Here is a 26,171-nt window from a genome sequence, read left to right on the forward strand (position 1 = left end):
AAATAAAAAAGCCCAGAACTTTATGTTTTGGGCTTTTAAATTGAGAGGTTTTTCTTAACAATACATTCTAAAAATAAGTTAAATAATTGCTAAATACCTTAAATCAATAGATTTAACAATATTTACGTTATATTTTTGCATCAGTTAATTCTTCGACTTGATATTTCATATTAGATAGAATTGATTAATAGCGATAAAATCCTGAGACTTTGTTTCAGGATTTTTTTTATGCAAATAAACAAAAACTAATGTTAAATATTGTTAAATACTGATTTTCAGTGTAATAAAAACAAAATATAAGCGTCTATAAGTAAACGCAACACAGTTAACGAATTAATTTTATTTGAATTAGTCTTTACATAAAACGTTCGTAAACACGTTAAGTTTATATGATTGATAGCAAAAAAATCCCAATGTTTAACATTGGGATTTTTTTTAAAATTATATTTTTTTAAAAGATCACCATTTAATTATAGCACTTCCCCAAGTAAAACCACTACCAAAAGCCGCTAAAACTACATTATCTCCTTCTTTTATTTTACCTTCTTCCCAAGCTTCGGTTAATGCAATTGGTATAGATGCTGCTGTTGTATTACCATAACGCATAATGTTATTGTAAACTTGGTCGTTACTAAGCGCAAACTTATTTTGTATAAATTGAGCTATTCTTAAATTAGCCTGATGCGGAATAAGCATGCTAATATCTTCTTTTCCTAATTTATTTTGCATCAAACCTTCCATAATTACTTCACTAAATCTAACTACAGCATTTTTAAATACAAATTGCCCATTCATATGCGGGAAATAACTTTCATCGTTAGGATCTTTATCTTCTAAAATATCATTTACCCAACGTTTTCCCATACCTGGCGCAACTAAAACCAACTCCTCGGCATGTTCACCTTGAGAATGTAAATGTGTAGATAACACACCTTTAGTAGTATCTTCTTCTCTGGTTAAAACTGCAGCTCCTGCTCCATCACCAAAAATTACAGTAACACCACGACCACGCGTAGTTTTATCTAACCCGTGAGAATGTAACTCACTACCAATTACAAGAATATTTTTATACATTCCTGTTTTAATAAAATTATCTGCTACAGATAAAGCATAAATAAAACCAGAACATTGGTTACGTACATCTAGCGCACCAACCGTTTTAATTCCTAAAGCATGCTGTACTTGTACGCCTGGACCAGGAAAGTACATATCTGGACTTAAAGTCGCAAAAACAATAAAATCTATATCGTTTTTATCTATTCCTGCACGCTCAATTGCTTGTTTGGCAGCTTTTACTCCCATAGTTGCAGTAGTATCTCCAGAACCTGGTTTTACCCAACGGCGTTCTTTTATACCTGTACGCTCAGTAATCCACTCATCATTTGTATCCATCATTTTAGATAGATCATCATTTGTTACCACGTTGTCTGGTAAGTATTTACCAAGTCCTATAATTTTCGAATTATACATCTAAAAAAATTTATTCTTTCTTTTTAATAATATAGAAATTACTATAGTAGTAATTCCTAAAACAGTCTCGCAATTTAATGTTTTCGTAGCGAAACGGTAAAAAAATGTTTTTTATTAATTATGCATGCATAATATATGCTTGATTTTATTAAATCCTCAGCAAACAAAAATTAAATGTCATCTTGTCACCTTTAGTTAATTGGTATTTTTTTTGACTATCGAACAATAAGAAATTAATAATATAAACGCGTTGTGTAAATACAAAAACTTGACAACAAGCTTTTGTATTTACATAACAGATAAAAAAACATAACAATGGCAAAAGGAAATATTAATGTTTCGGTAGAAAACATTTTCCCACTAATTAAGAAGTTCTTGTATAGTGATCACGAAATATTTTTACGTGAGCTTATTAGTAATGGTACAGATGCAACTTTAAAATTAAAGCATTTAACCAGTATTGGAGAGTCTAAAGCAGAATATGGAAACCCAATTATTGAAGTAAAAATCGATAAAGAAAGTAAAAAACTTCATATTATTGATCAAGGTTTAGGTATGACTGCAGACGAAGTTGAAAAATACATTAACCAAGTCGCTTTCTCTGGAGCAGAAGAATTTTTAGATAAATATAAAGACTCTGCTAAAGACTCTGGAATTATTGGGCATTTTGGTCTTGGTTTTTATTCTGCTTTTATGGTAGCTGATAAAGTAGAAATTATTACTAAATCTCACAAAGAAGGAACCGAAGCTGCACACTGGACTTGTGATGGTTCTCCAGAATTCACATTAGAAACAGCAGAGAAAAAAGATAGAGGAACAGAAATTATTCTTCACATTGCTGAAGACTCTTTAGAGTTTTTAGAAGAAGCACGTATTGGTAGCTTACTATCTAAGTATAACAAGTTTATGCCTATTCCAATTAAATTTGGAACTAAAGAAATTAACGATCCAGAACATACACCTGAAACAACTACAGATGCTGAAGGTAAAGAAACTACAGAACCACAGAAAAAAATTACTGTAGATAATATTATAAATAATCCTAATCCAGCTTGGACAAAACAACCAACTGAGTTAGAAGATGCAGACTACAAAGGTTTTTATAGAGAGCTTTATCCAGCTCAATTTGAAGAACCTTTATTTCATATTCACTTAAATGTAGATTACCCATTTAACTTAACTGGTATATTGTATTTCCCAAAAATGACTCAAGATATGAGCATGCAAAAGGATAAAATTCAATTATACCAAAACCAAGTATTTGTAACAGATAATGTAGAAGGTATTGTACCAGAATTTTTAACCATGTTACGTGGTGTTATAGATTCTCCAGACATTCCATTAAACGTATCTCGTTCGTACTTACAAGCAGATGGCGCTGTTAAAAAGATTTCATCTTACATTACACGTAAAGTAGCAGATAAATTAAAATCGTTATTTAATAATAACCGTGAAGATTTTGAAGCAAAATGGAACGATATTAAAATTGTTATTGAATATGGAATGCTTTCTGAAGATAAATTCTTCGATAAAGCAGATGCTTTTGCATTATACCCAACAGTAGATAATAAGTTTTACACGTATCAAGAATTAGAAAACGCCATTAAAGCAAACCAGACAGATAAAGATGGTAAAATGGTAATTCTATACGCAAGCAACCAAGACGAACAACATACATATATTGAAGCTGCCAAAGCAAAAGGATATGAAGTATTGTTATTAGATTCTCCAATTGTTTCGCATTTAATGCAAAAATTAGAAAGCACAAAAGAGAATATTACTTTTGCACGTGTTGATGCAGATTCTATAGACAAACTAATTAAAAAAGACGATACAACAATTTCTAAATTAGATGAAGAGCAAACTAAAGCGTTAGACGAATTACTAAAAGAAGTTATTCCTTCTGAAAAATTCTCTGTACAATTAGAACCTCAAGATAGTGATGCTGCTCCATTTATGATTACACAACCAGAATTTATGCGTCGTATGAAAGAAATGCAAGCTTCTGGTGGTGGCGGAATGAATATGTTTGGTAACATGCCAGAGATTTACAACTTAATAGTAAATACAAACTCTAAGCTAGTAAACGAGATTTTAAATACCGAAGCTAAAGAAAAACAAGAGCGTTTAATTAACCAAAGTTTGGATTTAGCTAGACTATCTCAAGGTTTATTAAAAGGGAAAGAATTAAGCGATTTTGTAAAACGCAGTTATGAGATGATCAAGTAATCTCTATAAATTAATTTAAAAAGCCACTTCAATTTGAAGTGGCTTTTTTTATTTAACTAAACCGTTTCAGTTGTAGACTCTAAAACACTAATATCTGCTTTATCATCTACTTTATAAACTACAGCTTTAACAGCTTCAATTTGTTTTCTGTTTTTTGTTATTAAAATTAACTTTCCTTGAGAATCATGGTGTATTAATTTTAATATTGTATTAGTATGCTTTTTGTTATTTAAAAAAGCCTCTTGTATAAGTAAATTCTTTTCAGAAAAAACAAATACCGTCATGTGCATTGCAGATTGCTTAATATAATAAGCTATGGTTTTACTAATAGCAATTATAGCAACAATACTATAAGCAGCCATTGTAAAATCGTTAAACACAAAAATACCCAAAGCAATTACAATACCATCTACCATTAATATTAATTGACTAAAAGGACGTTTAATTTTTTTTGCCAGTATACGAACTAAAATATCATTTCCGCCAGTAGTTGCACCAGCTTTCATTACCATAAAAACAGAAAAACCAATAATTACACCACCAAATAACGATGAGATTAAAACATCTTCTACAAATATTTTATTTCTAAATATTTTGGTAAAAATGTCTATATAAAAAGACACCAACACCATTGAAAATGCTGTTTTTAAACCTGTTTTTTTTCCCAATACTTTTGTTCCCCAAAGTAATAATGGAATATTTATACACAAAGCCACTATACCAACAGATAAACCTGTAAGTTTATTTATTACAATACTTAAACCCAAAATACCACCTGGCACAATATTATGTGGTATAATAAATATTACATACGCTATAGCCAATATTAATGACCCAATCATGACATTAGTATAGCTTTTTAATTCTTTAATTGTTTGCTCTCTTTTTAGTAATACTGTGATTTTTCTTATCATAATACTAGGTATAAAAAAATCCCTTTGATTTAGTGTAAAATCAAAGGGATTAAAAGTTTCTATTTCTTATTAATTTAAACGCTTTGATATTTGGATATAATCGACTTCTTACACATAAAATTATGTGCATTACTTTTAATATTAATCGATATAAGGTTTAAAAAATTCATTTTACTATGGTTAAAAAAAAAGCGTTCTATTAAAAAATAGAACGCTTTATATATGGTTTTATAATATACGCTCTATGCTTTGGAAGTTGACATCCAAAACATTTTACAAATACTATTTAATTTATTGTTTCTCATAATTATACTGCAAAGGTAAATTTAATTTTTATAATCAAACCTTTCTTTTGTTAAATTAATTTTAAATAAAATTAAAAAATACTATGCGTGCATAGTATTTTTTATCAATAAATAACTACCTTATAGGCTTTCTATTATAACTATGAATGAAAAACTTATTTCTAAAAAAAAACCAGCATATCCTATAACAGATAAGTTGTCAAAATACCTTAGTGAGCAAGGCCGAAACATAAAAATTCCAATTTTTTATGATGACCTTTTGCGCTTTCAAGGTGCAGTAGAAATTTTTGATGATAATGATAATGATACACTTTGGGTAAGCTGTTATTATGCCGAGCATGAAAGAGATGAAATAGAGTTAAGTTTAAAACAAATGTATTCTATATTACATTCAGACGGTAGTGACTCTATTCTACCCTATTTAAATATTGATAGTATTGATTTTTGCACATTTGGTAATACTAAACCTTTTCGTATAAAAGTTAGAAACGTATTAAATGATAACTATATATTTTTATATATAAAAAAAGCAGATGCTTCTAGAATTTACGGTTTAGAACTTGAACATATTCTATCGCCCAACCACATAAACTTTTTAGTTCATAAAGACACTTTAATAGAAGAACATATTTCTGGAATTCCTGGTGACACTTACATAAGCGAATACCTAAATAAAATTACAGAACAAGATAAACGTGCATTAGCCAAAGAGTTTGTTAAATTTAATGAGCGCTGCTTTGTAAGACTTTTGGCAGATATGCGCTCGTATAATTATGTAATAGTAATTACTCATGATTTCGACCGTATTCAATATAGAATTCGCGCAGTAGATTTCGACCAGCAAAGTTATGAAGGTAACCCAAAAGTATATAAACCACAGTTTTTAAAAGAAAACAATGCTTTAGTAAAAATGAGTATAGAGGTTTTAGCTAAAGAGTCGATAGAACAATATAAAAAAGAAGAACGTTCTCTTCTAGCAAAGCGAGCAACAAGCGAACAGGAACGCTTACAGGATTTAATTAATTGCATGAAAGAAGATACAATTTCTACAAATGCTAAAATTAAAGAATTAAGGTCTGGCTTATTTAAACTTACTAACGATGTAAGATTTAAACGCTCTAAAAACATGGGAGAATTACTAAAGTCCGCATTAGATTTTATTATAAGAAATTACCAAAACGAAAATCCATATATTATAAAATAACACACAACTAAAACACACTACTACAAAATGAAAATTAAAAAAGTTCTTGTTGCTAACAGAAGTGAAATTGCTATTCGCGTTTTACGAGCTTGTACAGAGTTAAACATAACAACTGTAGCCATTTATACGTACGAAGATCGCTACTCGCAACATAGAAATAAAGCTGATGAATCTTACCAAATTGGAGAAGACAACCAACCATTAAAACCCTATTTAGATATTGAAGCCATAATAGATTTGGCAAAATCTAAAAATGTAGACGCCATACATCCAGGTTATGGTTTTTTATCAGAAAACTCAGAATTTGCAAGACAATGTGCCGCTAATGGGATTATTTTTATTGGTCCAGACCCAAAGGTTATGGACGCTTTAGGTGATAAAATTACTGCAAAAAAAGTAGCAGTAAAATGTAATGTACCAATTATAGAAAGTAATAAAAAGAAACTAACCTCTTTAAAAGTAGCGCTTTCTCAAGCCGAAACTATAGGTTATCCTATTATGCTTAAAGCTGCTTCTGGTGGCGGCGGTCGTGGTATGCGAATTATTAGAAAAGCTGAAGATTTAGAACTAAATTTTGACTCAGCAAGAAATGAAGCATTAAATGCTTTTGGAGATGACACCATGTTTTTAGAAAAATATGTTGAAGACCCAAAACATATTGAAGTGCAAATTGTTGCAGATAATCATGGTAATATTCGCCACTTACATGAACGCGACTGCTCTGTACAACGTCGACATCAAAAAGTAGTTGAAATTGCACCATCACATAATGTAAGTGAAAATGTTAAACAACAATTATATAAATATGCTGTTTCTATTGCCAAGGAAGTAAATTATAATAACATTGGTACAGTAGAGTTTTTAGTAGATAGAGAAGATAATATTTACTTTATAGAAGTTAATCCAAGAATACAGGTAGAACATACCGTTACCGAAATGGTTACAGGTATAGATTTGGTAAAAACACAAATTTTTGTTGCTGGTGGTTACAAATTAAGCAGCCAACAAATAAAAATATACGATCAAGATTCTATTGCAACCTATGGTTTTGCATTACAATGTAGACTTACAACCGAAGATCCTGCCAATAACTTTACACCAGATTATGGTAATGTAACAACATATCGTAGTGCATCTGGTATGGGTATTCGTTTAGACGCTGGTAGTATATACCAAGGCTATCAGGTAAGTCCGTTTTTCGATTCTATGTTAGTAAAAGTTTCATCACATGGTAGAACCTTAGATGGTGCTACGCGTAAAATGATTCGAGCTTTAAAAGAATTTAGAATTCGTGGTGTAAAAACTAACATTCACTTTTTACAAAATGTAATTCAGCATCCAACGTTTAAAGATGGAAAAGTAACCGTTAATTTTATTCAAAATACGCCTGCACTTTTCAAAATAAAATTACCACAAGATAGAACTTCAAAAGTAGTTAAGTATTTAGCTGAAACTATAGTAAATGGCAATCCAGATGTAAAGTTTATTGAAGAAAACAAGGTGTTTAGAAACCCTAAAATTCCAAAGTTTAGTTTATCTGAAGCTTATCCAAAAGGCACAAAAGATTTACTTACAGAGTTAGGACCAGAAAAATTTTGTGCTTGGTTAAAAGATGAAAAGAAAATTCATTTTACAGATACCACAATGCGAGATGCACACCAGTCACTATTAGCAACACGTATGCGAACGTTCGATATGCTTAAAGTAGCCGAAAGTTATGCAAAAAACCATCCTAATACATTTAGTATGGAAGTTTGGGGTGGCGCAACTTTTGATGTTTGCTTACGTTTCCTGCACGAAAGTCCATGGACACGCTTAAGAGAATTGCGTAAAGCAGTACCCAACATATTATTTCAAATGCTATTACGAGGTTCTAATGGTGTTGGTTATAAAGCTTATCCAGATAATTTAATAGAGAAGTTTGTAGAAAAATCTTGGGAAAATGGTGTTGATATTTTTAGAATTTTCGACTCCTTAAACTGGGTAAAAGCTATGGAACCAAGTATAAATTATGTTCGTAATAAAACTGGCGGAATTGCAGAGGCAGCATTAAGTTATACTGGCGATATTTTAGATGTTAATGAAACAAAATACAACCTAAAATACTATACACAACTTGCTAAAGATTTAGAAAATGCTGGTGCGCACATGATTGCCATAAAAGATATGGCAGGTTTATTAAAACCTTATGCAGCAACCGAATTGGTTTCGGCGTTAAAAGACACAGTAAATGTACCAATTCATTTGCATACTCACGATACCTCATCACTACAAACAGCAACCTATTTAAAAGCTATTGAAGCTGGTGTAGATGTTGTAGATGTAGCATTAAGTGGCTTATCTGGTTTAACCTCACAACCCAACTTTAATGCGGTTGTAGAAATGATGAAAAACCAACCAAGAGCTCACGACTTTAATATGCCAAAACTTAATGAGTTTAGTAACTTTTGGGAAGACACTCGTGAGTTGTATTATCCTTTCGAGTCTGGTTTAAAAGCTGGTACCGCAGAGGTTTTTGAACATGAAATTCCTGGCGGACAATATTCAAATTTAAGACCGCAAGCTACAGCTTTAGGTTTAGGAGATAGATTTGATGAGGTTAAAAAAATGTATGCTGCCGTAAATAAACTCTTTGGTAATTTGGTTAAAGTAACACCTAGCTCTAAAGTGGTTGGTGATATGGCTATTTTTATGGTAACTAATAATCTTACTACAGAAGATGTTATGGAGCGTGGTGAAGAAATTTCGTTTCCAGAATCGGTAATTAGTTTCTTTAAAGGAGATTTAGGTCAGCCAGCTGGAGGATTTCCTAAAAAGCTTCAAAAAATAATTCTAAAAAACAGAAAGCCATATACTAATAGACCAAATGCTCATTTAGAACCTATAGATTTTGATACTGAGTATAAAGCCTTTAAAAAGAAATTTCAAAAAGGATTTACAAGAGCTATAGAAATGGAAGATTTCTTATCGTACACTCTATATCCAAAAGTTTTTGAAAAAGCTCATGAGAATTATAAAAACTATGGCAACTTAGCATTAGTACCAACAAAAAACTTTTTTTATGGTATGAAATTGCGAGAAGAAACTTTAATAGAATTAGAACCTGGTAAAACAGTAATTATAAAATTACTATCTGTGGGCATACCTAATGAGCAAGGTATGAGAACTGTATTTTTTAAAGTAAATGGAGAAAATAGATTTGTTGAAGTATTAGACAAATCTTTAAATATTACTGTAGAAGAAAATGAGAAAATAGATCCTGCTAATACCAACCATATTGGTGCACCATTACAAGGTTCATTATACAAAGTATTAGTAAAAAAGGGACAGGAAGTAAAAGAAAACGATCCTTTATTTATAATTGAAGCCATGAAAATGGAAACAACTGTTACGGCCTTTAAATCTGGAATTGTTAAAAAAATTAGTTTAAAAGAAGGTAATATGGTTAAACAAGACGATTTAATTGTAACTATAGAATAATAGAAGAAAAACTATTTACAAGTTTAAAAACCACCTTTTTAGGTGGTTTTTTGTTTTTGGCTTTGTAAATTATTTGTAGTAGCTTCGTTTTAAGTATTTAAAAGTCCCAAATTCTTCAAAAAAACTTAAAAAAATGAAAAAACTTATTCTATTAATACTAATACTAAATGTTGGTACTTTATTCTCTCAGTCTAAAGAATCTAAACTAAAATTAAACGACTCTTGGTTTGCTACAACCGTAGAAAGCGAAGGAAAACCTGTTATTGTAAGAGGTAGAAAACATTTAAAAAACTTTACAGACTCTAAGCAATATAATGATCACGTAGAGTTTGTTTGGACATTTAATTCACAAACAAACAATGGTATTCCTACTGCTGAAGAAAATAAATTAATGACAGAAATTGAAGACGCATTAATTAAAAGTTTAGAGCATGATTTACAATCTATACTTACAATAGTGTACAGCCACAAAAACCGTAAAACATGGTTATTTTACACAACTTCGGTTGCAGAATTAAAAAAACGTGTTAGTGCCACATTATTAGAATTTGAAAAAATTCCTATTCAAGTGTCTTTTAATAAAGACAGAACTTGGAATTTATATACCAATACTTTAAAAAAATATGGCTTAGAACCTAGGTAGTATAAACTTTGTTTAAATAAAGAACAAATATTAAGCCTTAATTTAAATAAATAATGAATTGTTTCACCTTTAACCATATTGCACTTTCTGTTAAAGATGTAGATGTATCTGTTTTATTTTATAAAAACGTTTTTAATCTTGAAGAAATTAAAAATACAGCTTCTACATCAAAAACAAGATGGCTTAAATTTAATGACGACAGACAATTACATTTAATACCAAGACCAGATAGTGAAATAAAAACTAACAAAGCTGTACATTTTGCCTTAGCTACATTAAATTTTAATGCATTTGTAGAGCACTTAGAGTCTTTAGGTATAGACTATTCAGACTGGCGTAACACACCAAAAAAAGATTATATTAGAAACGATGGTATTAAGCAAATTTACTTTCAAGATCCAGATGATTATTGGATTGAAGTAAATAATGATTACTAATTTTTATTTTTTTAAATGAAAACGACTTCGCAAATAGCAAAACATATATTAGAATTTCATTTTGGAGGAAATTGGACTGCTTCAAATTTAAAAACAGTTTTAGATTCTGTAACCTGGCAACAAGCAACAACTAAAATACAGGATTTTAATACTATAGCTACATTAGTATTTCATATAAATTATTATATAGACGCTAATTTAAAAGTACTTGAAGGCGAAAAACTAAATGCTAAAGATGCCTTAAGTTTTAATCATCCACCAATTACAAACCAAAAAGACTGGGAGCAATTTTTAGATAAAATTTTTACTCAAGCTAAACAATTTGCAGAATTAATTGAACAATTACCAGACACTAAACTTCAAGCCTTTTTTGTAGACCAAAAATATGGTACTTACTTTAGAAATTTACTTGGTATTATAGAGCACTCACATTACCATTTAGGACAAATTGTTATGTTAAAAAAACTAGTAGTTGTTTAAATTAATTAAACTTAGCAGTAAGTGTTTCTACTATAGTCTCTATTTTTTTGTTTTTAGCCTTTTTTTCTAAAACCACTGGTGGCGATTGCCTTACCTCACAATTTTCTACTGTACAACGTTGGCAAGTTACACCAACATTTTGCATTTTAATATTTGCATCGCTTAAAAAATTAAGTTTACGTTGTAGTTGTTTATTAATTAATAAACCTATACTTATACTTCGATATTGCCTATCTTTAAAAGGATCTCTTGTTGCTGATGATAGTACCAAATATTTTTCACCATCATCTTTATAATTAGAAATCTGTATATCAAATTCATGACTATTTTTATTTTCACTTATATCTTTTAAAACTTTTAAAGACACCCAACGTCTACAGTAATGCTCGTTTGTTTCGTTTGCATGTGGCGAGTGTTGATGTGATAAATGCAACTCTTTATTTAAATAAAAAGCATTACTACCTGCCGTGTGAGAAAAACGTAAGAAAAACAGATTTTGAATATTAAATGCTTTTGGTAAAATATTGGTTAACCTTTGGTAAAAAGATTCTGGAGAAGCATTAAAACTCTCTATAGATTCTATAAATAAGTTAGACTGAAATGTTTCTTTTTCAAAAATATTAGCTAATTGTTTCTTTAGTTTTTCACGAGAAATAATTAATGCACCTGCAAAATATGAAGCATAAAAATTATTTAAAACTTGATCAAAAGTATCAAACTTAATCCATGGAAAAGTAAACAAGCGCTCCTTAATTTCAAGAAAATTATAAGCCAATTCCTTCGCATAAATAAATGTACGTTGAGATTCGTCTATTTCATTGTTTAGCAGTAAGGTTTTAGTTTTTGGTACATAAACCGAACGTAAATTTCCTAAAGCCTCATGTTTATTTAATTCATTTTTTTCAATAGTATAACCATACTCTTCAATTAATATTTCTTCTAAATCTTTAGAGTTAATAAAACTATCTAAATTTAAATGGTAAGCTTTTGCAAAAGCTAAAACATTTTGCTCTAAGTCATGAAAATAATTATTATTAGCTTCTTGAAACGAGCGTACAGAGGCTAAATAAAAACTTTCTCGACTAAAATTATAATGTTGTGCTATTTCAATAATAGTACTAATAAATGCATTTACTTTTGCTGGTGCATTAGCAACTATATCTATTAAATTACTTTCTTTAATACCAAAGAGTTCTAGCGGTATTTCTTTTAAAATTTTAGACTGAAGCAAATCACCTATTGGTGCTAAATTTTTATCTAACTTTAAAGATACCATTTGGTCATAAGGCACATCTAATCGTTCTGAAAGAATCGCTATTTTGTCTGGCTTTGGGTATTTTTTTCCGTTTTCAATTTCATTTAAATAAGACTTTGATAAGCCAGATAATTTAGACAAACCAAATAGAGATAAATCTTTATCTGTACGTATCTGCTTTAGCTTTAAACCAAATATAAGTTTAATATAATCTTCTTCCATAAAAACAAATATACACTTTTTTGCGAATATTATTTTTTTTGCGAAAATAAATATTTAGCGAACGTTCGCTTGTTTTTTAAAAATCTTTGTTCTAATATTGTACTATAAAATTATAACAGTATGGAAAACACGCTTTTAAAATCGCACAAAATTACTTTCTCTAAAGAAGTAAAAAATTACTATCCAGAAATTTTAACCGATGATGCTTTTAACTTTTTAACTGCGCTTCACGAAAAATTTAATTCTAAACGTTTAGAACTTTTAAAAAGAAGAGAACAACAGCAGTTAGTTTTTGATACAGGTAAATTTCCAAACTTTCCAATAGAAACCAAAACTATAAGAGAAAGCGACTGGACAGCAGGAAACATACCACACGATTTACAAGATAGACGTGTAGAAATTACAGGACCTGTTAATAGAAAAATGATAATTAATGCTCTAAACTCTGGCGCCAAAACCTTTATGGCAGATTTAGAAGACAGCAATGCGCCTACCTGGAAAAATACTATTGACGGACAACAAAACTTAATGGATGCCAACAACAAAACCATTGCTTTAGTAGATACAAAAAGAAATAAATCTTACAAGCTAAATAACAAAACCGCTGTATTATTAGTAAGACCTAGAGGTTTGCATTTAAATGAAAGGCATATTTTAATTAACAACCAAGAAACCTCAGGAAGTTTGGTAGATTTTGGTTTATATGTTTTTCATAACGCAGCAACACTATTAAAAAACAATACAGCACCTTACTTCTATTTACCAAAATTAGAACATTATTTAGAAGCGCGCTGGTGGAATGAGGTTTTTGCTTTTGCTCAAGACTATTTAAAAATACCTTTAGGTACATTTAAAGCAACAGTTTTAGTAGAAACAATAACTGCAAGCTTTCAATTAGACGAGATTATTTACGAATTAAAAGATCACATTGTAGGCTTAAACTGTGGACGTTGGGATTATATTTTTTCATATATCAAAAAGTTTAGAAACCACTCTAACTTTGTTGTTCCTAATCGCGATCAAGTAACAATGGAAACACCGTTTATGGACGCTTACTCTAAGTTAGTAATACAACGTTGCCATAAAAGAGGCATACTAGCAATTGGCGGTATGGCTGCTCAAATTCCTATTAAAAATAACGAACAAGCCAATGCTAATGCATTAGAAAAAGTAAGAAAAGATAAAGAACGTGAAGTAAAAAACGGCCACGATGGTACTTGGGTTGCGCATCCTGCTTTAGTTAATGTTGCGTTAAATGAGTTTAATAAACACATGCCAAATGCAAACCAATTACACATAACAAGAGATGATATTAATATTACAGAACATGATTTAGTGCAATTACCAAAAGGTACAATAACTGAAGCTGGTATTAGAAAAAACATTAATGTAGGCATTTTATATACCGAAGCTTGGCTACGCGGTCATGGAGCTGTTGCACTGTATAACTTAATGGAAGATGCTGCTACAGCAGAAATTTCACGAACACAAATTTGGCAGTGGTTAAAAAATAAAGTTATTATTGAAGATGGTCGCGAATTTAACCAAGCGTTTTACAATGAGTTATTTAATGATGAAGTTGAAAAAATAATTACCGAAATTGGAGAAGAAAACATAAAAAACACAAAGTTTAAACTTGCTATAGACCTTTTTAACTCTTTAGTTCTCGCGGAAACATTTGAAGAATTTTTAACACTTCCAGCTTACCAATACATTTAAAAAAACAATCCTGCGATTGCGGCAACAATCTACAGGATCTAATTATTAATAATAAATAACGTAACACAAAATTATGAAAAATTTAGCACAAACAAATTATAGCTCTGCGCTAGAAACAGTAAGAAGCCTAAAAGCTAAATATGGAAATACCTGGGATGCAATATTACCAGAAAGCGCTGCAAGAATGGCAATACAAAATAGATTTAAAACAGGTTTAGATATTGCTAAATATACCGCTGCCATTATGAGAAAAGACATGGCAGAGTACGATGCAGACACTACAAAATACACGCAATCTTTAGGTTGTTGGCATGGTTTTGTTGCCCAACAAAAAATGATAGCTGTTAAAAAACATCACCAAACTACAAACAAAAAATACTTATACCTTTCTGGTTGGATGGTTGCTGCATTACGTTCAGAGTTTGGCCCATTACCAGACCAATCTATGCATGAAAAAACTGCTGTACCTGAATTAATTGCAGAAATTTATGATTTCTTGCGTCAAGCAGATGCTATAGAATTAAACGATTTATTTAGACGCTTAGAAAATGGTGAAGACGTACAAGACAAAATAGATAATTTCGAAACTCACATTGTACCTATTATAGCAGATATTGATGCTGGTTTTGGTAATGAAGAAGCAACCTATTTATTATCAAAAAAAATGATACAAGCTGGTGCTTGTGCAATACAAATTGAAAACCAAGTATCTGATGCTAAACAATGCGGTCACCAAGATGGCAAAGTTACCGTACCACATGAGGATTTTATAGCAAAACTAAATGCAGTAAGATATGCTTTTTTAGAATTAGGTATTGAAGACGGGATTATAGTTGCTAGAACAGATTCTGAAGGTGCAGGATTAACACAAAAACTTCCTGTAAGTCAAAAACCTGGAGATTTAGCATCACAATATCTTGCCTTTGTTGAAGCAGAAGAAATTGATATTAATAATGCTAAAGAAGATGATGTTTTACTTAAAAGAGATGGTAAACTTGTTAGACCTGTTCGTCTTGCCAATGGCTTATATAAATTTAGAGATGGTACCAATATTGACCGTGTTGTATTAGATTGTGTAACTAGCTTACAAAATGGAGCAGATTTATTATGGATAGAAACACCAACTCCAAACGTTAAACAAATAGCGCATATGGTTAATAGAGTGCGCGAAACAATTCCAAACGCAAAATTGGTATACAATAATTCACCATCATTTAACTGGACTTTAAATTTTAGAAATCAAGCATATGATGCTATGCTTTTAGAAGGAAAAAACCTTACGGCATATGATAGAAACAATTTAATGGCTGAAGAGTATGATAATTCAGAGTTAAGTCTGCGTGCAGACCAAAATATAAAAACGTTTCAAGCAGATGCATCAAGAGAAGCCGGAATATTTCACCACTTAATAACCTTACCAACTTATCACACAACTGCGTTGCATATGAATAATTTAACTCAAGGATACTTTGGTAAAGAAGGCATGTTAACTTATGTAAAAGAAGTACAACGTCAAGAGATTAGAAAAGGCGTATCATGCGTAAAACACCAAAGAATGGCAGGATCTGATTTAGGTGATGATCATAAAACATTTTTTGCAGGAGAAAAAGCACTAAAAGCTAGCGGAGAAAATAACACATCAAACCAATTTGAAAACACTACTAAAACTACTCCTTTTATAAATATTGCAGTATAACTTAAAACATTCTTAACTATAAAAAAGAGTTAGCTTTTAGCTAACTCTTTTTTTATTTTAATTAAATGCTTCTTAAAGTAAAAGTGTTTCATTAAATCTTTTATTATTTTAGTCTTATGCTTAATTATAAACTATAATCTAAAGACTTATGAGCAATCAGTTAAAAATTAACGGTAAAATTTTAAACAAAGCTAAAGTGCTAAATTTAATAGAAAAAAATAGTACTATAGAAGCAGTTAAATACGTAAAAGATGAAACAAATTTATCTTTAAAAGATTCTAAGGATATTGTAGACAACCTTCTAGAAAATCCAGAATTTTATGGCGGTGCAGAAAATACTATTATAGAACCAACCATAACAGAAAGAAATGTTATTGTAAAAAATAAAGAACGTAATTTTAAAGGCTCTCATGTTTTAAAAAACAAGCAAACAAAAGCCAAAAACTCGATTATTATTTTTTTATTAATTGTAGTACTAATATTAACTTATTTTCTTTTAAAATAGATTTAAAAATATACTATTGAAAAACAAAAAAATAAAACTAACCTTTAATGATAGAAAACAGTTTATAGTGTTTGCCATAAAAAAACACTTAGGCTTATTAGGTATTTGGTTAGTATTTATAATTTTCGGTGCTTTTTTTGCATATTTAGGTAGTAAATTTAAAACTGATGGTACATTATTTATGGCTTTTGGTTTTGGGTTTATTTTACTTAGTTCTGCTTTTATACTCTTTACACTACCTTCTAGCCTGCAATATTATTATGAACAAGCTTTAACTAAAAAATATGGGAGCTACACTTTAGCTAAAATCACAAATAAACGAATTGATGACTATTCACATAATCTAAAAAATTTAGATAGTAGCACAAACAAAAGAGTCAAAACGTTTTTGTATGTAATAGAGTTTCAGTTTAACTATAATAATACAACTTATAGTAATGAGTGCTATTTTGAGCACGAAGCAACTTTTAATGCTATTACAACGACTACTGTATTGCCTATAAAATTTTTAAAAACGAACCCCAATAAAATCACCGTAAGACGGCAAAAACTAAGTAAGCAATTAGGCATTAAAGCACAACTATGCAACTAAGTTAACGCTAAGTAAAAGTTAAGTTTTTATTATAAAACGTATAATTTAAAACACGCTAAAAACAATTAAACTACCTTTGCTAAACTGTGCAGAATAAGTTAAAAACACATTTAATTACTACCGAGTTATTTCTAAAAGGCTCTAGCTTTTACAGAGGTATTGTATTAACAGTTGCTATTGTTTTACCTTTAGCAATTTTAAATATTACCAATTTATTTGAATTTGCTCCAGCTATTGCACTTGGAACATTTTTAAATGCACCAAGCGATGTTCCTGGTAGTTTAAGGCGTAAAATTAATGGTATACTTATAAGTATTCTTTTAACCCTTTTAGTATCATTTATAGTTTTTGTTACAAAACCCTATTTCATATTATTATTAATAGCAATTGCAATTATTAGTTTTTTAGTAAGCCTAATTTCTGTTTATGGCTTTAGAGCATCTTTAATTTCATTTTCTGGCCTACTGGCAATTGTTTTAACATTAGCTGTAGAAAAAACTGATATTAAAGCTATAGTATTACATGTTGGTTTACTTGGTGTTGGCGGACTTTGGTATTTAATTGTTTCACTACTATCTAACTGGTTATTTCCTAAAAAGGATGATGATCAACTACTATCAGACACATTACAACTTACAGGAGAATTTTTAAAAATAAGAGCCAAGTTACTTACCAAACAAAACAAACGAGAAAAAAACGCCAAAAAGGCACTTATATTACAAACACAAATTAGCGAAAAACACGAAACATTGCGTGAATCGCTATTAGAAGGAAGAAAACGTTCTGGTAGATCATTTTCTAATGAGCGTAGGCTTTTAATATTTATTTCACTAGTGGATATTTTTGAGTTAGCTCTAGCAAATTCTTTAGATTACTCAAAAATAGATTCCATATTTGGTTTACATAAATCACATTTAATAGTTTTTAAAAAAATGAATAAAGTTTTAGGCAATCACTTAATTGCTTTATCTGAACTTTTAATAAAAAAAGGAAAACTTCCAAACTTAGAACAATTAAACAAAACATTTGAAAAAACAGAAACTGCAATTCAAGATTATGTAGATGTAGTTACTTTACCAGAAGCTAGAGATGGCGCAATAGCATTAAGAAACCTTCAAGATTACCAAAAACAACTCTTACAAGAAGTAAAAGCTATTAGACGTGTACTTAAAAAAGTAAAAGACAACACTAAAGCATCTTTAAAAATTAAAACCTCTCAACAGTTTTTAACCTCTCAAGATTATAGATTTAATATTCTATTACAACATTTTAGCTTAAAATCACCAATGCTAAGGCATGCTTTAAGACTATCAATCGCTATTGTCTTTGGCTTTTTATTAGGTAGCTTATTAGATTTAAAAAATGCTTATTGGATTGTACTTACCATAATAGTTATAATGAGACCCAATTATGGTTTAACAAAAGAACGCTCTAAAAACCGTATTATAGGTACGTTAATTGGCGCTGTTATAGCAATAATTATTATTTTAATTACTAAAAACACTACAGTTTACATGATTTTAGCTGTAGTATCTTTAACTTTTGCCTTCTCGTTAATACAGCAAAGCTATAAAGCAGGCGCAGCTTTTATTACTTTAAATATTGTATTTGTTTATTCTTTAATAGACCCTAATGCATTTTCGGTTATTCAATATAGAGTAATAGATACTATTATTGGAGCAACTATTGCTATAGTTGCAAACTATCTGGTTTTTCCAAGTTGGGAATATAAAAATCTAGATGCCGTAATTGTTGGCGTAATAACTTCAAACGGAAAATACCTACAAGCCACTAAAGCATTATACCACAATAAAGAAGAAAATAATTTAAATTATAAAATTTCTAGAAAGGAAGCATTTTTAGCTATGAGTAATTTAAACGCTGCTTTTCAACGCGTTACACAAGATCCAAAATCCAAACAAAAAGAATCGGCTTTAATTTACGACATGGTAACTTTAAACCATACTATTTTATCTGCAATTGCTTCAATTGGAAGTTATATACTTAACCATAAAACTACTTCTGCTTCTAAAGAATTTGACACCATTACAGAGAGTATTTTTAACACATTAAACAATACAGCTTCAAAATTAGAAAACAACAAAATAACAAAGCTTACAACAGAAAAAGAAACTGCCCAAGCACATAAAAGACTTCAGCAACATTACGAGAATTTATCTCAAAAAAGAGATATGGCTATAGAAGCTGGACAAACGCAAATAGATAATAAAGCACTACTAAACCTTCAAGAAGCACATTTAATAAGCAACCAACTACTTTGGCTCAAAACGCTGTCTACAAATTTAACCAATGCTGCAAAAAAATATAAGTCGGTTTTTAATTAAAACACGTTTATTAAAACTGCTATAACTTTTAAGTTATCTTTGCATAAAATTAATTACATGTCATTTAAAGATTTAAAACTTAACAGACCATTATTACGTGCCATTGCCGAAAAAGGTTATGATAACCCAACCTTAATTCAAGAGCGTACAATACCTTTAGTTTTAAATAAAAAAGACGTCATTGCCTCTGCTCAAACCGGTACCGGAAAAACAGCAGCTTTTGCATTACCTATACTACAGTTGCTTTACGATAAACAAGATGCTGCCAAAAATCAAAAAAAAGTTCGTGCTTTAATTATAAGCCCTACACGAGAATTAGCAATACAAATTCAAGAAAATTTTCAAGACTATTTAATATATACTAACCTACGTTCTACAGTTATTTTTGGAGGTGCGTCCATAGAACCACAAAAAGATGTTTTAAGAAAAGGCGTAGATATTTTAATAGCTACTCCTGGTAGATTATTAGATTTACACAAACAAGATGAAGTAAATTTAGACTATGTTGAAACCTTAGTTTTAGACGAAGCAGATTTAATGCTTGATATGGGTTTTATAGACGATGTTAAAAAAATTGAAAGACTTTGTCCTGCAGAAAAACAAATCCTTCTGTTTTCAGCAACAATGCCATATAAGGTTGAACAATTAGCAAAAACCATTTTAAACAACCCAAAACGTGTTGAAGTATCCCAGAATTCATCAACTTCAACAAACATAAATCAAGCACTTTATTACGTACCAAAACCTAAAAAAATAGAATTATGTTTACACCTATTACGTAATACAGTAAAAGGTAAAATAATTATTTTTAGACGCACAAAATATGGTGTAGATAAACTTGAAAAAACGCTTTTAAGAAACAATTATAAAGCCGATAGTATTCATGGTGATAAAAGCCAAACCTTAAGACAAGAAGCTTTAAATAGATTCAAGAAAAATGAGGTTAATATTTTAATAGCTACAGATGTTGCTGCGCGTGGTATAGATATAGAAAATGTAGATGCAGTAATCAATTTTGATATGCCAAACGTACCAGAAACTTACGTACATAGAATTGGTAGAACCGGAAGAGCTGGAAATACTGGTATGGCGTATTCATTTTGTTCTGCAGATGAAAAAGAGTATATAAAAACCATACAACAACTTATTAATTTACAATTAGATATTGTAGAAGATCATCCATATCCTTTAGATCCTAAAGCAAAACCTCAAGTTCACAAAAAACAAGGTTCTAAATATAAAAAAGGAAGAAAAAGTGAAGCTTCAAAAAAGAAGAAAAAACGTTGGTATTAATTTTACCAACGTTTTTATTTTTAGTTAAATAGTATTTCAATTAAAAAAGAACAAGCAACAACATACAAATTCTTCTACATTACTTAATTAATATGTACTTTAGTAGCTTAAAATCAACTTTTAAAATGAAACACTATTTAGCAATTTTATGCATGATAACGCTACTCGCATCATGTAAAAACGACAAAAGCTCTACTACAGAAACACCAGACTCTACAGAAAAAAATACAGAATTTAGCGGTATGCTAAACGATTTTTATCAAGACGGTTTAAAACTAAATCCTTTAGCAGCAACCTCTGCAGGAGATAATAGATACAATAATTTACTACCCAATTCTCTATCAGATGAGTTTGCTACAAAAGCAAAAGCTTACTACCAAGACTATAAAACTAAAGCAGAATCTTATACTAATGAGCAATTAACAAAAACACAACAATTAAGTCGTGATGTTTTAATATGGGATTGTAATATAAATTTAGACGGTTTTAATTACAATCAAGATTTAACGCCTATAAACCAAATGTGGACACAGCAATTAACCATTGGTCAATTAGCAAGCGGTAAAAGTGCACAACCTTTTAATACCATAGAAGATTATGAGAATTGGTTACAACGTGTTGATCAATATTTAGAATGGGTAGCATCAGCCGAAGCTAAAATGAAAGAAGGCATTCAAGTAAATCACGTATTACCTAAGTCTTTAATTATAAAAGTTACACCACAATTAAAAACTATAATTGATACTAAATTAGAAGACCATTTATTTTACCAACCTATTAAAAATATGCCTGAAGATTTTTCTGAAGAAGACAAAAAACGTCTTACAGAATCTTATTCAAACATGATAGAAAACAAACTAAAACCTGCTTATACTAACCTTTATACTTTTATGAATGGTGAATATTTAGAAGCTGGTAGAACTTCTAGCGGCATTAGCGATACTCCAAATGGGAAAGCCTATTACGATCACCAAATTAAACTTTACACAACGACAGAAATGACTGCAAACCAAATTCACGAACTTGGTTTAAGTGAGGTAAAACGTATACTTGCAGAAATGGAAGCAGTAAAAGAGCAAGTTGGTTATAAAGGTGATATTATTTCTTTTTTCGATTATGTTAGAAATAATAAAGAATTAATGCCGTACAAAACTCCAGAAGAAATTATTGCTAATTTTAACGAGATTCATGAAACTATGAAACCCCAAATAGAAAAACTATTTGACGTTAAACCAGAAACAGCATTTGAAGTAAGACAAACCGAAAAATTTAGAGAAGCATCTGCAAGTGCAGAATACAATCCTGGCTCTTTAGATGGTACACGACCTGGAATTTTTTATACACCAATTCCAGATGCTACAAAATATAATGTTTTTAGTGACGAAGCATTATTTTTACATGAAGCAATTCCTGGACATCATTATCAAATTTCTTTACAACAAGAAGACACAAACTTACCAGAGTTTAGAAAAACTTTGTGGTATAGTGCCTATGGTGAAGGTTGGGCTTTATATAGCGAGTCTCTAGGTAAAGAACTTGGTTTATACACAGATCCTTACCAATATTTTGGAATGTTAGGTATGGAAATGCACCGCGCTATTCGTTTAGTAGTAGATACTGGAATGCATGCAAAAGGCTGGACAAGAGAACAAGCAATTAAATACTCTTTAGCGCACGAGGCAGAGAGTGAAGCTAGTATAATTTCAGAAATAGAACGTTATATGGCTAATCCTGGTCAAGCATTATCATATAAAATAGGCCAATTAAAAATTAGAGAACTTCGTGCTAAAGCAGAAAAAAGTTTGGGCGAGAAATTTAATATTGCAGCGTTTCATAATCAAGTATTAGAAACTGGTTGCGTACCATTAGCTTTATTAGAAACCAAAATTGATAATTGGATAAACGCTTCAAAATAACAACAAAACTGTAATTAAAGTTTTATATTTAGTACAATTAAAAAACATCACACTTTTGTTTTTTAATTGTACTTTATATTTTTAGATAATATTTAAATTCAAAAAATGTCTATAAAAAAACATCTTACTATCTGCTTTTTTTTCGTGTCACTGTGTTGTATGTCACAAAACACAACTATAATTTCAGAGACTCAAAATCCAGTTGCCTATGCAACCATTTCTTTTGGTAACGGCAATGGGATTTTTGCAGATGAAGAAGGCAAGTTTTATTTTTCAAAAAAATTATATAAAGACATAGACACCTTATATCTATCTGCAGTAGGTTATAAAGATTTAAAACTCCCAACACAACAATTACCTAGCACGCTAGTAATGGAATCTAAGGTAAGTGAACTGCAAGAGGTTATTATAAAAAACAAACCTAAAGGTCCTTTTAAAATTGAAAAAATAAAGCCAACAACACATAACGATTATTATAAATGTTGGCTACCAACTATAGAAAGTGAAATTGGAGTACTATTCCCTAATAAAACGCAACAAACAAAACGATTAACTAAAATAAAAATACCAATAAAAGTTGAAGCCAAAACATGGCGAAAACGTAATAAATCTAATAGCAAAAAAAGACCATTTTCAACTAAATTTAAAGTCAATTTCTACGAAAACAACAATGGTTTACCTGGAGATATATTAACCTACGATAATATTGTTTTTATCGCTACAGAAAAAAACGAAGAACTTTTTGAACTTGACGTAACACCTTTTAATATATACGTACCAAAATCTGGTATTTTTGTATCATTACAAGTATTGGGATATACTGATGCTAAAGGAAAACTACTACCTAACAAAAAATACCAAGAAGTCAAAACAAAACGCGGTATAGTAAAAGTATCTACCACATTTAGACCGCTTTTACCTTTTACAGATAAAATTCAAGAAAAAAGAACCTACGTAAAACGTGTATTTTTAAACGGCGGAAAATGGGTGCTTTACGACAAAGAAAACATTAACAAATCTAAGCTACTTATGGAAGGTTTAAATAATTATGGCATAGGTTTAGAAATGGAAGTCTACCAAAAAAAATAGAAATTTTATACTTTAAAATTACATTTTAACTAAAAATGAATGACTTCGGTTTAAAAAACAAAAAAAGTCGTTGAGAGTTAACATATTTATATTATTTTTAATTCTATGACAGCCTTAGAAATTGAAAAAGAAAATGCAGCTATTGCAAAAGCCTACAAAAACCTGCTTAAAGTAAGTTATACCTCATTAACAGAAGATGATAAAAAACTTATTAGAAAAGCTTTTGAAGTTGCTGTAGATGCTCACAAAGAACAACGAAGAAAAAGCGGTGAAGCTTATATTTTTCATCCTATTGCTGTGGCACGAATTGTAGCTTCAGAAATAGGACTAGATGCTACATCTATTGCTGCTGCTCTACTCCATGATGTTGTAGAAGACAATGAAGATTACTCTATAAAAGATATTGAACAATTATTTGGTGAAACTGTTGCAAGAATTGTAGATGGTTTAACAAAAATATCGTCTATGAGTAAAGACACTGCAATGGATGTGTCTTTACAAGCCGAAAATTTTAGAAAAATGTTACTTACATTAAATGATGATGTAAGAGTAATTATTATTAAAATTGCCGATCGCTTACACAATATGCAAACTATGGACTCTATGCGTCCAGATAAACAAGTTAAAATTGCTAGCGAAACACTATATATTTATGCTCCTTTAGCACACAGGATTGGACTTTACAACATAAAAACCGAACTAGAAGATTTAAGCTTAAAATATACAGAACCAGAAGTTTATAACGACATTTTATTTAAACTAAAGGAAAGTAAAGAAGAACAAGACGCCTATATAAACGACTTTAATAACGTTATAAAAACATCTTTAGATAGGGAAAATTTAAATTACGAAATAAAAGGAAGACCAAAATCTATATTTTCTATAAAAAGGAAAATGGATAAGCAAGGTGTTTCTTTCGATGAGGTTTACGATAAATTTGCTGTAAGAATTATATATAAATCTGATACTGCAAACGAAAAATTCTTAGCTTGGAAAATATACTCTGTAGTAACAGATCATTTTAGGCCAAACCCAATAAGACTAAGAGATTGGATTTCGTCACCAAAATCTACAGGTTACGAAGCCTTACATATTACCGTAATGGGACCTAAAGGACGTTGGGTAGAAGTACAAATTAGAAGTGAGCGTATGAACGAGATAGCCGAAAAAGGTTATGCAGCTCACTATAAATATAAAAATGAAAACGATAAAGAAGATAATTTAGACCTGTGGATAAACCGTTTACAAGAAGCCTTAGAAAATCACGAAACTAATGCTGTCGATTTTGTAGAGCAGTTTAAACTCAACTTATACTCAAAAGAAATATTTGTTTTTACACCCAAAGGAGATTTAAAATCTTTACCTAAAGGCGCAACACCATTAGATTTTGCTTTTAATATCCATACCGAAGTTGGTATGAAAACACGAGGAGCAAAAGTTAATGGTAAATTAGTACCCTTAAGTCAAACACTTAAAAGCGGAGATCAAGTAGATATTTTAACTTCCGAGAATATAAAGCCTAATCCAAACTGGCTAGATTACGCTACAACATCACGTGCTCGCTCTAAAATAAAATCACTTTTAAGAGAAGAGAAAAAAGAAATTGCAGAAGATGGTAAAGAAATTTTACGTCGTAAATTAAAACAATTAAAAATTACGCTTAATGAAAAATCGGTTAACGAAATGGTTAATCACTTTAAGCTTAAAACCAGTTTAGATTTATTTTATCGTGTAGGCATTGGTTCTATTAGTAACCCAATGCTAAAAGAATACGCAGCCTCTAGGAGTAATGCACTTGTTAGTTTTATAAAAAATAAAATTAACCGAAAAAACAACGTTTCAAAGGAAGATTTAGAAAAAGACGAAATTACCAACAAATACGATATGTTGGTATTTGGTAAAGAAGAAGAACGCCTAGATTATAAATTAGCCACTTGCTGTAACCCAATTCCTGGTGACGCTGTATTTGGATTTCTTACAATTAACGATGGTATTAAAGTACACAAAAACAATTGCCCAAATGCACTAAGCTTACAATCTAATTATGCTTACCGTATTATGCAGGCAAAATGGATAGATTCTTCTCAACAAGAATACCACGCAAACATTAGACTTTCTGGTATAGACAATCTTGGTTTAGTAAACGATATTACTAAAGTAATCTCTAGTAATATGCATGTAAACATGACAAGCATTAGTTTTAAAAGTGACGATGGTATTTTCTCAGGTAAAATTAATTTAAGTGTAAAAAACAAAACCCTATTAAAAAAGGTTATGGATAACCTGAAGAAGATTAATGGTATTGAGAAAGTAACACGCATGTAACGCTTCACTTGTTAATAACTGATTGATAACACGCTATTGAATATTACAAATT

The 26,171-nt window shown here is 30.2% G+C and carries 18 protein-coding genes; 15 read left to right on the forward strand and 3 right to left on the reverse strand.

From position 1 onward, the window contains the following. Window positions 1-459 precede the first annotated feature (459 nt). The gene (locus tag LACAL_RS00965) at window positions 460-1,470 is read right to left on the reverse strand and encodes a 3-oxoacyl-ACP synthase III family protein (protein ID WP_013868821.1); all 1,011 of its coding nucleotides are present in this window, start codon (window positions 1,468-1,470) and stop codon (window positions 460-462) included. 315 nt (window positions 1,471-1,785) lie between these two features. Between LACAL_RS00965 and htpG the strand changes: the two genes are divergently transcribed. Continuing rightward, window positions 1,786-3,699: a molecular chaperone HtpG gene (gene htpG / locus LACAL_RS00970; RefSeq protein ID WP_013868822.1), complete on the forward strand. Its 1,914-nt coding sequence runs from the start codon at window positions 1,786-1,788 to the stop codon at window positions 3,697-3,699. A gap of 56 nt (window positions 3,700-3,755) precedes the next feature. Here htpG and LACAL_RS14925 read toward each other — a convergent pair whose 3' ends face one another. Further along, window positions 3,756-4,613 carry a YitT family protein gene (locus tag LACAL_RS14925; protein WP_013868823.1) on the reverse strand — a complete coding sequence of 286 codons (858 nt, stop codon included), beginning with the start codon at window positions 4,611-4,613 and terminating at the stop codon, window positions 3,756-3,758. Between the two features lie 447 nt (window positions 4,614-5,060). On the opposite strand from LACAL_RS14925, the gene LACAL_RS00980 reads away from it, so the two are divergent. The 5 genes from LACAL_RS00980 to LACAL_RS01000 all read left to right on the forward strand — a co-directional run bounded on the left by LACAL_RS00980 (window position 5,061) and on the right by LACAL_RS01000 (window position 11,162). Then, on the forward strand, window positions 5,061-6,122 hold the full coding sequence (locus LACAL_RS00980; RefSeq protein ID WP_013868824.1) for a hypothetical protein: 1,062 nt from the start codon (window positions 5,061-5,063) through the stop codon (window positions 6,120-6,122). A gap of 27 nt (window positions 6,123-6,149) precedes the next feature. After that, window positions 6,150-9,602, forward strand: coding sequence for a pyruvate carboxylase (locus LACAL_RS00985; RefSeq protein WP_013868825.1), 3,453 nt, complete (start codon window positions 6,150-6,152; stop codon window positions 9,600-9,602). Window positions 9,603-9,735: 133 nt separating this feature from the next. Then, the gene (locus LACAL_RS00990; protein WP_013868826.1) at window positions 9,736-10,245 is read left to right on the forward strand and encodes a DUF695 domain-containing protein; all 510 of its coding nucleotides are present in this window, start codon (window positions 9,736-9,738) and stop codon (window positions 10,243-10,245) included. A gap of 53 nt (window positions 10,246-10,298) precedes the next feature. Next, entirely contained in the window at window positions 10,299-10,682 is a 384-nt protein-coding gene (locus tag LACAL_RS00995; protein WP_013868827.1) for a VOC family protein, read from the forward strand. 15 nt (window positions 10,683-10,697) lie between these two features. Then, a complete protein-coding gene (locus LACAL_RS01000) occupies window positions 10,698-11,162 on the forward strand; it encodes a DinB family protein (protein WP_013868828.1) in 465 nt (154 codons plus the stop codon). 1 nt (window position 11,163) lies between these two features. On the opposite strand, the gene LACAL_RS01005 is transcribed toward LACAL_RS01000, so the two are convergent. After that, the gene (locus LACAL_RS01005; RefSeq protein ID WP_013868829.1) at window positions 11,164-12,639 is read right to left on the reverse strand and encodes a helix-turn-helix domain-containing protein; all 1,476 of its coding nucleotides are present in this window, start codon (window positions 12,637-12,639) and stop codon (window positions 11,164-11,166) included. 120 nt (window positions 12,640-12,759) lie between these two features. Here LACAL_RS01005 and aceB point away from each other — a divergent pair, with 120 nt between their 5' ends. From aceB to LACAL_RS01050, 9 genes are all read left to right on the forward strand, one after another. After that, window positions 12,760-14,358: a malate synthase A gene (aceB, locus tag LACAL_RS01010; RefSeq protein ID WP_013868830.1), complete on the forward strand. Its 1,599-nt coding sequence runs from the start codon at window positions 12,760-12,762 to the stop codon at window positions 14,356-14,358. A gap of 73 nt (window positions 14,359-14,431) precedes the next feature. After that, window positions 14,432-16,054: an isocitrate lyase gene (locus LACAL_RS01015; protein ID WP_013868831.1), complete on the forward strand. Its 1,623-nt coding sequence runs from the start codon at window positions 14,432-14,434 to the stop codon at window positions 16,052-16,054. Between the two features lie 148 nt (window positions 16,055-16,202). Then, the gene (locus LACAL_RS01020) at window positions 16,203-16,559 is read left to right on the forward strand and encodes a hypothetical protein (RefSeq protein WP_013868832.1); all 357 of its coding nucleotides are present in this window, start codon (window positions 16,203-16,205) and stop codon (window positions 16,557-16,559) included. Between the two features lie 16 nt (window positions 16,560-16,575). After that, window positions 16,576-17,151 carry a hypothetical protein gene (locus LACAL_RS01025; RefSeq protein WP_013868833.1) on the forward strand — a complete coding sequence of 192 codons (576 nt, stop codon included), beginning with the start codon at window positions 16,576-16,578 and terminating at the stop codon, window positions 17,149-17,151. 86 nt (window positions 17,152-17,237) lie between these two features. After that, window positions 17,238-19,496: an FUSC family membrane protein gene (locus LACAL_RS01030; RefSeq protein WP_013868834.1), complete on the forward strand. Its 2,259-nt coding sequence runs from the start codon at window positions 17,238-17,240 to the stop codon at window positions 19,494-19,496. Window positions 19,497-19,553: 57 nt separating this feature from the next. Continuing rightward, window positions 19,554-20,789: a DEAD/DEAH box helicase gene (locus LACAL_RS01035; protein WP_013868835.1), complete on the forward strand. Its 1,236-nt coding sequence runs from the start codon at window positions 19,554-19,556 to the stop codon at window positions 20,787-20,789. A 125-nt stretch (window positions 20,790-20,914) separates the two neighbouring features. Then, window positions 20,915-22,705, forward strand: coding sequence for a DUF885 family protein (locus LACAL_RS01040; RefSeq protein WP_013868836.1), 1,791 nt, complete (start codon window positions 20,915-20,917; stop codon window positions 22,703-22,705). A gap of 159 nt (window positions 22,706-22,864) precedes the next feature. After that, a complete protein-coding gene (locus LACAL_RS01045; protein ID WP_148256116.1) occupies window positions 22,865-23,794 on the forward strand; it encodes a carboxypeptidase-like regulatory domain-containing protein in 930 nt (309 codons plus the stop codon). Window positions 23,795-23,899: 105 nt separating this feature from the next. Then, entirely contained in the window at window positions 23,900-26,119 is a 2,220-nt protein-coding gene (locus LACAL_RS01050; RefSeq protein ID WP_013868838.1) for a bifunctional (p)ppGpp synthetase/guanosine-3',5'-bis(diphosphate) 3'-pyrophosphohydrolase, read from the forward strand. Window positions 26,120-26,171: the final 52 nt, after the last annotated feature.

Origin of the sequence: Lacinutrix sp. 5H-3-7-4, assembly GCF_000211855.2 — a bacterium.
Classification (GTDB): Bacteria; Bacteroidota; Bacteroidia; order Flavobacteriales; family Flavobacteriaceae; genus Lacinutrix.